Source organism: Wenzhouxiangella indolica (assembly GCF_042310355.1).
Classification (GTDB): Bacteria; Pseudomonadota; Gammaproteobacteria; order Xanthomonadales; family Wenzhouxiangellaceae; genus Wenzhouxiangella.
Window position 1 is genome coordinate 317,215 of sequence record NZ_JBHJMR010000003.1, and the last position, 11,187, is coordinate 328,401.

The 11,187-nt window shown below is 65.5% G+C and carries 10 protein-coding genes; 9 read left to right on the forward strand and 1 reads right to left on the reverse strand.

Going from position 1 to position 11,187, the window contains the following annotated elements; genetic code table 11:
* The first annotated feature begins 48 nt into the window (after positions 1 to 48).
* From ileS to ACDC67_RS06515, 6 genes are all read left to right on the forward strand, one after another.
* Positions 49 to 2,808: an isoleucine--tRNA ligase gene (gene ileS / locus ACDC67_RS06490; RefSeq protein WP_376691615.1), complete on the forward strand. Its 2,760-nt coding sequence runs from the start codon at positions 49 to 51 to the stop codon at positions 2,806 to 2,808.
* Positions 2,809 to 2,821: 13 nt separating this feature from the next.
* Positions 2,822 to 3,310 (forward strand): signal peptidase II, encoded by a 489-nt coding sequence (gene lspA, locus ACDC67_RS06495; protein WP_376691644.1) that lies wholly within the window; start codon positions 2,822 to 2,824, stop codon positions 3,308 to 3,310.
* Between the two features lie 654 nt (positions 3,311 to 3,964).
* Complete coding sequence (locus ACDC67_RS06500; protein WP_376691616.1) at positions 3,965 to 4,894, forward strand: hypothetical protein; 930 nt, start codon at positions 3,965 to 3,967, stop codon at positions 4,892 to 4,894.
* 505 nt (positions 4,895 to 5,399) lie between these two features.
* On the forward strand, positions 5,400 to 6,269 hold the full coding sequence (locus tag ACDC67_RS06505) for a hypothetical protein (RefSeq protein ID WP_376691618.1): 870 nt from the start codon (positions 5,400 to 5,402) through the stop codon (positions 6,267 to 6,269).
* A 414-nt stretch (positions 6,270 to 6,683) separates the two neighbouring features.
* Entirely contained in the window at positions 6,684 to 6,914 is a 231-nt protein-coding gene (locus tag ACDC67_RS06510; protein WP_376691620.1) for a type II toxin-antitoxin system Phd/YefM family antitoxin, read from the forward strand.
* Between the two features lie 2 nt (positions 6,915 to 6,916).
* On the forward strand, positions 6,917 to 7,321 hold the full coding sequence (locus ACDC67_RS06515) for a PIN domain-containing protein (RefSeq protein WP_376691623.1): 405 nt from the start codon (positions 6,917 to 6,919) through the stop codon (positions 7,319 to 7,321).
* A gap of 121 nt (positions 7,322 to 7,442) precedes the next feature.
* Here ACDC67_RS06515 and ACDC67_RS06520 read toward each other — a convergent pair whose 3' ends face one another.
* Positions 7,443 to 8,126, reverse strand: coding sequence for a Bax inhibitor-1/YccA family protein (locus ACDC67_RS06520; protein WP_376691624.1), 684 nt, complete (start codon positions 8,124 to 8,126; stop codon positions 7,443 to 7,445).
* 119 nt (positions 8,127 to 8,245) lie between these two features.
* Between ACDC67_RS06520 and ACDC67_RS06525 the strand changes: the two genes are divergently transcribed.
* The 3 genes from ACDC67_RS06525 to pth all read left to right on the forward strand — a co-directional run bounded on the left by ACDC67_RS06525 (position 8,246) and on the right by pth (position 10,996).
* Positions 8,246 to 9,349: a PLP-dependent cysteine synthase family protein gene (locus ACDC67_RS06525; protein ID WP_376691626.1), complete on the forward strand. Its 1,104-nt coding sequence runs from the start codon at positions 8,246 to 8,248 to the stop codon at positions 9,347 to 9,349.
* Positions 9,350 to 9,623: 274 nt separating this feature from the next.
* On the forward strand, positions 9,624 to 10,382 hold the full coding sequence (locus ACDC67_RS06530; RefSeq protein WP_376691627.1) for a 50S ribosomal protein L25/general stress protein Ctc: 759 nt from the start codon (positions 9,624 to 9,626) through the stop codon (positions 10,380 to 10,382).
* Positions 10,379 to 10,996: an aminoacyl-tRNA hydrolase gene (pth, locus tag ACDC67_RS06535; protein ID WP_376691629.1), complete on the forward strand. Its 618-nt coding sequence runs from the start codon at positions 10,379 to 10,381 to the stop codon at positions 10,994 to 10,996. Before ACDC67_RS06530 ends, pth begins: the two co-directional genes overlap by 4 nt.
* Positions 10,997 to 11,187 lie beyond the last annotated feature (191 nt).

An 11,187-nucleotide genomic window follows, 5' to 3' on the forward strand; every position in this document is an offset into this window, starting at 1 on the left:
CCTGTGGACTACAAAGAAACCATCAACCTCCCCAAAACCTCCTTCCCGATGAAGGCGTCATTGGCCCAACGCGAGCCCAACATGCTCGAGCAGTGGTACGCCGACGGCCTCTACGAGCGCATCCAGGAAGCGACCAAAGGGCGCGAGACCTTCGTGCTGCACGACGGCCCGCCGTACGCCAACGGCGACATCCACATCGGGCATGCGGTCAACAAGATCCTCAAGGACTTCGTCGTGCGCAGCGCGCTGCTGGCCGGCTACCGCGCGCCCTACGTGCCGGGCTGGGACTGCCATGGGCTGCCGATCGAGCTGCAGGTCGAGAAGAAGGTGGGCAAGGTCGGGCAGAAGGTCGATGCCGCCACGTTTCGGCAGAAGTGCCGCGAGTACGCCGAGAAGCAGATCGACAACCAGCGCGAAGACTTCAAGCGCCTGGGCGGGCTGGGCGACTGGGATAACCCCTACGCCACCAAGGACTTCAGCTACGAGGCCGACATGCTGCGCGCGCTCTCGCAGATCGTCGAGCGCGGCCACCTCAAGCGCGGCGTCAAGCCGGTGCACTGGTGCTTCGACTGCAGCTCTGCATTGGCGGAGGCCGAGATCGAGTACCAGGACAAGACCTCCACGGCCGTCGACGTGCTGTTTCCGGCCGTCGATGTCGACGCACTCGGCAAGCTTTTCGGCGTGACCGACCTGGCCGCCGATGCCGGCATCGTCATCTGGACGACCACGCCCTGGACCATCCCGGCCAACCAGGCGGTGTGCCTGAACGCCGAGCTGGACTACGACCTGGTGCGCGGCCAGCGCGAAGGCGTGCAGCGCGACCTGGTGGTTGCCAGCGAGCTGCGCGAGTCCGTCTGCGAGCGCATCGGCCTGGAAAAGGTCGAGGTGCTGGGCACCGTCAAGGGCGCCAGCCTCGAGCACCTGAGGCTCAAGCATCCCTTCCGCGATTACGACGTGCCGACAATCCTGGGCGAGCACGTCACCACCGAAACCGGTACCGGTGCGGTCCATACCGCGCCCGGCCACGGCCAGGAAGACTTCGACGTCGGCCTCGTCTACGACCTGCCGGTGGTCAACCCCATCGACGGGCGCGGCCTGTTCGTCGACGAGACGCCCGTGGTCGGCGGCGAGCACGTGTGGAAGGCCAACGCCATGCTGGTCGAACACATGCGCACCAACGGCACGCTGCTGGCCGCCGAGGACTTCGGCCACAGCTACCCGCACTGCTGGCGCCACAAGACGCCCACCGCCTTCCGCACCACGCCGCAGTGGTTCATCGCCATGGACCAGGCCGGCCTGCGCCGTGACGCGCTCGAGGCCATCGACAAGGTGCGCTGGGTGCCCGACTGGGGTCAGGCGCGCATCCGCGGCATGATCGAGTCGCGCCCGGACTGGTGCATTTCGCGCCAGCGCACCTGGGGCGTCCCACTGGGCTTCTTCATCGACCGCGACAGCCAGCAGCCGCACCCGGACACGTCCGGGCTGCTGCGCAAGTTCGCCGACATCGTCGAGTCCGACGGCGTCGATGCCTGGTATGCCGACGATATCGCCGAGCGCCTGGGCGTGGATGGCGAGAAGTACGAACCCGTGCCCGATATTCTCGACGTCTGGTTCGACTCGGGCGTGACGCACCACTGCGTGCTCGATCAGCGCAGCGAACTCAAGCGTCCGGCCGACATCTACCTGGAAGGCTCCGACCAGCACCGCGGCTGGTTCCAGTCATCGCTGCTGACCTCGGTGGCCATGCACGGCATCGCGCCCTACGAACAGGTGCTTACCCACGGCTTCACCGTCGATGCCGAGGGCAAGAAGATGTCGAAATCGCAGGGCAATGTCGTTGCCCCGCAGCAGGTCATGAAGACCCTCGGCGCCGACATCCTGCGCCTGTGGGTGGCCGCCGCCGACTACCGCCAGGAGATGAGCGTCTCCGACGAGATCCTCAAGCGCGTGGCCGACGCCTACCGGCGCATTCGCAACACCGCGCGCTTTCTGCTCGGCAACCTGCACGACTTCGATCCGGACCAGCACGCCCGCCCGATGGACGAACTGCTGCCGCTCGACCGCTACGCCGTCGACATGGCCGCCCGGCTGCAGAACGAGGTGACCGACGCCTACCGCAACTACCGCTACCTCAACATCTACCAGGGCGTGCACCACTTCTGCTCGGTCGACATGGGCGCGTTCTACCTCGACATCATCAAGGACCGGCTCTACACCCTGCCCGCCGACCACCCGGCGCGCCGCTCGGCGCAGACGGCGATGCACCACATCCTCGAGGCTCTGGTGCGCTGGCTCGCGCCGGTGTGCTGCTTCACCGCCGAGGAAATCTGGAAGGAGATGCCCGGAGACCGCAACGAAACGGTCATGCTCGCCACCTGGTACGAAGGCCTGGAAACGGGCGACGAGGCGGCGCGCGATCGAATGCAGCGCCTGCGCAAGGTGCGCGAGGTCGTCGGCCCCTGGCTCGAGCAGCTGCGGCGCGACAAGACCATCGGCGCCTCCCTCGCGGCCGAGATCACCCTGGAAGCCTCCGGCAAGCTGGCCGAAGAACTCGAGGCCGTCGGCGACGAGCTGCGCTTCTTCTTCATCTCCTCGGACGTGCACCTCGCACCGGTCGCCGAGCCGATGGAAACCGCCGAGATCGACGGCGACACGCTCAAGCTCGCGGTCAAGCCCACCGACCACGCCAAGTGCGTGCGCTGCTGGCACCACCGTGATTCCGTCGGCAGCGACGACAAGCACCCTGAGCTGTGTAGCCGCTGCGTCGAAAACGTCGAAAGCCCGGGCGAGACCCGGCACTGGGGATAGCGCCGTGCTGCCGATGCGACCCGGTCGATACGGACTCTGGCTGCTGCTGTCAGTCGTCATCGTCCTGCTCGATCTCTATACCAAGCAGCTGGCCATGGAGCACCTCGAGCTCTACCGCCCCAACGTCGTGTTCTCCTGGCTGAACTTCACCCTGGCGCACAACACCGGAGCGGCCTTCAGCTTCCTGGCCAGCGGCGGCGGCTGGCAGCGCTGGTTCCTGTCGATCGTGGCGGTGATCATCGTCGCCGTGCTGCTGGTCTGGCTGTGGCGCCTGCCGCACCGCGCGAGACTGCTGCCCAGCGCTCTGGCCCTGGTCATCGGCGGCGCCATCGGCAACCTCGTCGACCGCATCCGCTTCGGCTACGTCGTCGACTTCATCGACGTCCACTACGCCGGCTGGCACTGGCCCGCCTTCAACCTGGCCGACTCCGCGATCGTCATCGGCGTCATCCTCCTCCTCCTCGACAGCCTCATCCCCAGACGCCGCCACCACCACAGCTGACCCCAACCCGCCGTCAACGCCCGGCCACCTAAAACCGTAGGATGCGTGAAGGCGAAGCCGCAACGCATCAGCCAAACCAACCGGGAGCTGATGCGTTCCGCTACCGCTCCACACATCCTACGACCCCGCCATCCAGCGGCGTGCAGCCCCCAAACCAATCGCCAGCCACCCGTAGGATGCGTGAAGGCGCAGCCGTAACGCATCAGCCAAACCAACCGGGAGCCGATGCGTTCCGCTACCGCTCCACACATCCTACGATCCGCCACCCAGCGGCGCGCAGCCCTCGCACCGACCACCCGCCATCCGTAGGATGCGTGAAGGCGAAGCCGCAACGCATCAGCTAAACCAACCGGGAGCCGATGCGTTCCGCTACCGCTCCACACATCCTACGACCAGCCCACCCGGCGCCGTTCAGCCCTCCAAGCCAACCGCAAGCCACTCGTAGGATGCGTGAAGGCGCAGCCGCAACGCATCAGCCAAACCAACCGGGAGCCGATGCGTTCCGCTACCGCTCCACACATCCTACGATCCGCCATCCAGCGGGGTGCAGCACCCGAACCGACCACCCGCCAATCGTAGGATGCGTGAAGGCGCAGCCGTAACGCATCAGCCGTTTGGTAAGGTGGGTGAAATCCAAGGCGTTGGAGACACCCCATGATCCGAGTTCCCCTTCTTTTCGGCCTGCTGTGCATGCTGGCTTCTCATGCCATCGGCCAGAACGCCGCACCTGTGGAACGAGATGAACTGCACGCCCGCGTTGCGCAGTGGATGGTGCAGCACGACGATGTCGAAATGCGTGCGATGGGCCTGGCAATGCTGGCTGGCAGGGAAACCGACGCGCTCGGGGGCGATCGTTTTATTGCAGAGGTCGAACGGCTTCTGACGCAAGACCCGACGGCAGCGGCCGTGTATTCGATCGCGCACACCTGCCACGAGCGGGCGATGATCGAAGCCTGCCGCGAGGCCGGCGTGCTCGAAGCGATCAAGCGTCTCGACGCGGGCAACGCGATCGCGCTCGGGCTTTTCCAGGAACCGGACTCGCAGGCCTTTAAAGAGACAATCGTATCGGCCACGCATGTCAACGACTACTGGGTCGAACGAACCGCCGCCTGGTTCGAAGCGTTGCAGTCAGCCGAAGTGCCCGAAGAACTGGCCGGGCAGGAACTGGTCGCGGCCCTGTCGATTGCCATGGCGTGGTCGCACCCGGTTCTACAGCCCATGCTGGAACGCTGCGAGGCCGCCGGAGAAGCCGAGAACGCCGGTCTCGACGCTGCCTGCCAGAGACTGGCATCGCGACTGCAGGAATCCGGCCCGACCCTCTTCTGGCACAGCATGGGCTACGCCATGGCGCGCACCCGGGCAGAGCAGAACACCGACACGGAGCTGGTTTCCCGGCTCGAGCAGCAACAGCAGGCCATGATGGACCGGGCCGCCTGTTTGGCCCGCTCCGATTCGGCCCAGGAAACGCTGTCCGGCGAAGCTGACGGCCAGCGCCGGTTCCTCGAGGTTTTCCGCAACGCCGGCGAAATCGCCGCCCTGGAATTCGCCGCCGGCGAAGCCGCATCCAACTGCCCGGCGGCCTGACCCCATCGATTCCAGGCATCGTAGGATGCGTGAAGGCGCAGCCGTAACGCATCAGCCACACCAACCGGGAGCCGATGCGTTGCGCTACCGCTCCACACATCCTACGACCCGCCACCCAGCGGCGCGCAGCCCTCGCACCGACCGCCCGCCAATCGTAGGATGCGTGAAGGCGAAGCCGTAACGCATCAGCCAAACCAACCGGGAGCCGATGCGTTCCGCTACCGCTCCACACATCCTACGATCCGCCACCCAGCGGCGCGCAGCCCTCGCACCGACCACCCACCATCCGTAGGATGCGTGGAGGCGCAGCCGTAACGCATCAGCCACGCCTATCGGGAGTCGATGCACGGCGCTAACCCGCCACTCCTCCAACGCAACGAACCCGCCTCGCGACCACGGCCCGCATTTTTGATAGGCTCATTATGGGTTTACACACGTTGGTTGGCTTATGCCTCGGTATCTAATCCTCGTCTGTGTTCTGGCTGCCCTCGTCTCAGGCCCGGTGATGGGCCAGGCATCCGAGGGCTCGGACTTCGAAAGCTATGCGAAGATCGCGCGCTGGATGGCCCAGCAGCCGGATCCGGAAATGCGCGCCGCCGGCTGGTCATACCTGGCCCGGCACACCTACGAGCTCGGCGAGATCGATCAGGGCGAGTATCTCGACCAGGTCCGCTCACTGGTCGACGAACATCCTTCGTCAGCGGTGCTTTACTTTCTGGCGCAGGGCTGCAGCCGCCTCGAGATTCTTTCTGAATGCCGCGAGGCCGGCCTGCCCGAAGCCGTCCGGCAACACGCCGGCGGCAATCCGCTGATTCTGAGGTTTTTCCACCAACCGGGCTCAGCCGACTTCCGAAACGTGTTGATCGAAGCCGAGTCGCTCGAGTCGAACGTCGGGCTGGAGGCCCAGCTCTGGTTTCGCGCCCTCCAGGATGGGCCGCGGGAAGCCCCGTCGGGCTTGTCGGACATCGTGACCGCCATGCAGGTCGGGGTAATCTCCGGCTACCTGGACCTCGATCCCATGATCGAACCCTGCCGACAAATCGACGAAGATGATCAGGCGCTCGAGCAGGCCTGCCAGCGCCTTGCCACGCGCATGCTCGATTCGAGCACCCTGCTGCTGCAGAACCTGGGCTTCACACTGACACGCGAGCGCGCGTTGGCGCGGGGAGACCAGGAGCGGGCCGGCGAGTTGCTGCAGGCGCAGGAAGCGCTGGAAGGCCGCTTGATGTGCCTTGCGGGCCTGGTCGGGCCGCGCCTGGAGCGAGGCGACCAGGTTCAGTACGGGCGTTTCCTGGAGATATTCACCCAGGATGGCGAAATCGCCGCATTCGAATTCGCCGCCGGCGAAGCCGCATCCGACTGCCCGCCGGCCTGACCCCGTCGATTCCAGGCACCGCAGCACCTTAGGATGCGTGGAGGCGAAGCCGCAACGCATCAGACACGCCATATGGGAGCCGATGCGTTGCGCTACCGCTCCACACATCCTACGCCGCCTTTCAGCGCCGTGCAGGTCCCGCACCGACGACCAACCAATCGTAGGATGCGTGGAGGCGCAGCCGCAACGCATCAGCCACGCCATCCAGACACCGATGCATTGCGCTACCGCTCCACGCATCCCACGACCCCCGCCATCCAGTTACGCGCCGACGAGGATTCGGGTCGGTGTACGCGTGGTTTACGCGTGAACGGGCCCGGTATGTCGTCCGCCGCGGATGCAACCGCGACCTACGCCGTCGTCGCTCGGCTTGCCGGTGATATAATATGACCAGTTGGTCATCTGGAGGCTGCCATGCGCACCGTTCCCGTCGCAGAAGCCAAGGCACACTTCTCGGAATTGCTCAAGGCCGTGGAAGCAGGCGAGGAAGTTGTCATCACCCGTCGTGGTCGGGCCGTGGCCCGGCTTTCCTCTCAGAAATCTCTCAAGGCAGCCGAGGTATTCGCGCCGCTGTGGAAGGATCCGATCGATATCGAGGCGCCCGAGGATCGGGTTCCGGAGCAAGCGCCCGACTGGGATGATTGAGCGTGGCGAAGTACCTGCTCGATACCAACATCCTGATTGCCGCCGTCAAGGGCCGGCGCCCTGTCCGGGATCGGCTCGAGACGATCGATGCCTCGAATATCCTGATCTCTCCCATCGTTCTGGGCGAACTGCTCACGGGCGTTGAGAAGAGCCAGCACAGGGCGTCAAACCGCGAGCGATTGCTGGGTGTCCTGGAGGGGCTGCGTCCGGTGACGATGAGCGCTGACGTCGCGATTCACTACGGCGAGGTGAGGGCGGCCCTGGAGTCCCGCGGCATGCCAATCGGCGCCAACGACCTCTGGATCGCCGCCCATGCCCTGGCGCTCGGTGCCGTGCTCGTTACCGACAACGAACGCGAGTTTCGCCGTGTCTCCGACCTGGCGGTGGAGAACTGGCTGGCGTCGTGACCGCGACCTGCGCGATTCCCCCCGATTGCCACCCTCTGACTCCTGAATCCTGCCTCCTGAAACAAAAGACCCCGGCACAGTGGCCGGGGTCTCGACAGGGCAGGGGCTTGCCGCCCGTCGGCTATTCCTCGCCGAAGAAGAATCCGAACAGGTGCAGCAGGCTCAGGAACAGGTTGTAGATGGACACGAACAGCGTGACCGTGGCCATGATGTAGTTAGTCTCGCCGCCGCGAACGATCTGCTGCGTCTGGTAGAGAATCAGCCCGCACATCAGCAGGGCGAACATGCCGCTCACCGCCAGGCTCAGGGCCGGCATGCTGAAGAAATAGGCGACCAGGCCGGCGACGAACGCCACCAGGATGCCCACGAACAGCATCGGACCCATGAAGCTGAAGTCCTTCTTGGTCACCATGGCGAAACCCGACAGGCCGATGAAGGCCACGCCGGTCGAGCCCATGGCGGCAATGACGAGCTGGTCGCCGTTGCTGAACATGGTCGTGTAGGCGTTGACGATCGGGCCGACGGTCAGGCCCATGAAGCCGGTCAGGGCAAAGGTGCTGAGAATGCCCCAGGCGGAGTTGCGCAGTGCCTGGGTCAGAAACAGCAGCCCGAAGTAGCCGGCCAGGGTGATCAGCAGGCCCGGATGCGGCCAGTTGTTGATCATGGAAACGGCCGCCACGCCGGCGCTGAACAAAAGCGTCAGGGCCAGCAGGTTCCAGGTGTTGCGCAGCACGCGGCGGGCATTGTCGTCCATCTCGACCGACTGGCCGCGGCTGATTGTCTGTGCACGAAGGTTCTCGCTCATTTGGGCGTTGATCCTCGATTGGGGTGGGTGTAACTGCCTATTCAGACCGTGATTCTAGCAGGAAGGTTTCAACGCCACCGCGGTATCATCGACACAGTCCCAATCCTGCCGTGGCCGCCATGTCGACCAATCGCTGCCGCTGGGTCGCCGAGGCGATCCGGGCCATCGAGGCCGATTTCAATCGATCCTCCGACACGCACCTGATCCGGGTGGACATGCCCGATGCCTGGCAGGGCTGGCAGATCTACCTGAAAGACGAGTCCATTCACCCCACCGGCAGCCTCAAGCACCGCCTGGCGCGCTCGCTGTTCCTGTACGGCCTGTCGAACGGCTGGATCGTGCCCGACACCCCGATCATCGAGGCCAGCAGCGGTTCGACGGCCGTGTCGGAGGCCTACTTCGCCCGCCTGCTGGGGCTTCGCTTCATCGCCGTGATGCCCGAGGGCACTTCGCGCGAGAAGATCGCCAAGATCGCTTTCTACGGCGGCGAATCGCAGCTGGTGGCGCCCGGCGCCATCTACGCCGAATCCCAGCGCCTGGCGCGCGAGCTGGGCGGGCACTACATGGACCAGTTCACCTACGCCGAGCGCGCCACCGACTGGCGCGGCAACAACAACATCGCCGAGTCCCTGTTCGCCCAGATGGCGCTCGAGCCCCAGCCGCACCCGCGCTGGGTCGTCGTCTCGGCCGGTACCGGCGGCACGGCGGCGACCATCGGCCGCTACATGCGCTACCGCTGCTTCGCCGGCTGCCCGACCGAGCTGTGCGTGGTCGATCCGGAGAACTCGGTTTTCGCCGATTTCTGGGAGAGCCGTGACTGCGGCGTGACCACCGACCGCGCCTCCCGCATCGAGGGCATTGGCCGGCCGCGGGTCGAACCGAGCTTCCTGCCGTCGCTGGTCGACCGCATGGAGCGCGTGCCCGACGCCGCCTCGATGGCCGCCATCCGCTTTCTCGAAGACTGGCTGGGCCGTCGCTGCGGCGGCTCGACCGGCACCAACCTCATCGGCGTCATCCGCCTGCTGTCGGAAATGCGCGCGCGAGAAGAGCGGGGCAGCGTCGTCAGCCTCCTGTGCGACGGCGGCGAGCGCTATTCCGACACCTACTTCAACGACGACTGGCTGGCCGCCGAAGGCCTCGACATCGCCCCATGGCTGGCCGCGCTCGAGCGCTGGGCCGACACCGGCGAATGGCGAGAGCCGTGCACCTCACCCACAAGTTGAAGCCGCCATTCGTAGGATGCGTGGAGCGCCAGCGCAACGCATCGGCTCCCGGACGGATTGGCTGATGCGTTGCGGCTGCGCCTCCACGCATCCTACGCACTCCGCCCTCCGTCCACCGTCCACCGTCCACCGTCCACCGTCCACCGTCCACCGTCCACCGTCCACCGCAACACAGGGCTTTTGCAGCAGCTCGAAGGGCGCTATAATGGGCGGCTTCCTCCGGCGGCCTGGTCGCGGGCTGCCGGTACTTCAACCCGAAAACGAGACAACCGTCATGTCGAAGAAATACAAGATTCCGGCAGAAATGCGTACGGACGTGGGGAAAGGTGCGAGCCGCCGCCTGCGCCGTGCGGGTCGGATCCCCGCCGTGGTGTACGGCGGTGACCGCGAGCCTGCCTCCATCACCATCGATCACGACTTCCTGCTGCACGAAGCCGAGGAAGAGGCGTTTCACTCCTCCATCATCGAGCTCAACGTTGGCAAGAAGAAGCAGGCCGTCGTCCTGCGTGACCTGCAGCGCCATCCCTTCAAGCCGCTGCTGACCCACGCCGACTTCCTGCGCGTGTCCGACGATCACGAGATCCGCATGCACGTGCCGCTGCACTTCACCAACGAAGAGCAGTCGCCGGCCGGCAAGAAGGGTGGGGTGGTCATCTCCCACCAGGTGGTCGAAGTCGAAATCGAGGCGCTGCCGAAGAACCTGCCCGAGTACCTGGAAGTGGATCTTTCCAAGCTCGAGCCGGGCGAGAGCGTCATGCTCAGCGACATCAAGCTGCCCGAAGGCGTGATCCTGCCGATTCTCGAGTACGAAGGCGAAGAGCACGACTACTCGCTCGTCACGGCCCTGTTCATCCGTGCCGGCCAGGGTACGGGCGAAATGGCCGCCGAGGCCGATGCCGCCATGGGTGAGGCCGCCGAAGTCGAAACCATCGGCGACGAAGAAGAAGCCGAGGCCGAAGCCGAGGGCGAAGAGTCCGAAGGCGAGGAAGGCGACGACAAGAAGGCCGAAGGCGACGACGACAAGAAAGAGTGAGCGATCGCTGGCTGATCGTCGGCCTGGGCAACCCGGGCGCCAAGTACGAAAGAACCCGGCACAATGCCGGGTTCTGGTTTCTGGATGCCCTGGATCGCGCGCAGCCGCTGGGCCTCAAGCCCAACCGCAAGCTGCACGGCGAGGCGGCTAAGACGCCGTTTGCCGGCGCCGACTGCGTCTTTCTGCGCCCCGATACCTTCATGAACGAATCGGGCCAGGCCGTGCGGGCCGCGGCCGACTACTTCGACGTGTCGCCCGAGCGGGTTGTCGTTGCCTACGACGATCTCGACCTGCCGCCGGGCACCGTCAAGCTCAAGCAGGGCGGCGGCCACGGCGGGCACAACGGCCTGCGGAGCATGTTCAGCCACCTCGGCAACCAGAATTTCTGGCGCGTGCGCATCGGCATCGGCCACCCCGGCATCAAGGAGGCCGTAACCCCCTGGGTACTGGGCCGCGCCCCCGCCGAGGACGAAAAAGCCATCCTGGAAGCCGTGGAACGCGCCGCGGACGCCTTGCCGGACCTTCTCGGAGGCAAGCCGGGGGAGGCGATGAAGAGATTGCACACTCGGGACTCGGGACTCGGGACTCGGGACTCGCGAAAACCGTCCGCGTAGCACCCGTAGGATGCGTGAAGGCGAAGCCGCAACGCATCAGCCAAACCAACCGGGAGCCGATGCGTTGCGCTACCGCTCCACGCATCCTACGGCCGGGTACGCCGAGCCGGTCATTCGGCAAAGAAGAATGTCATCGTAGGATGCGTGGAGGCGAAGCCGTAACGCATCAGCCAAACCAACCGGGAGCCGAT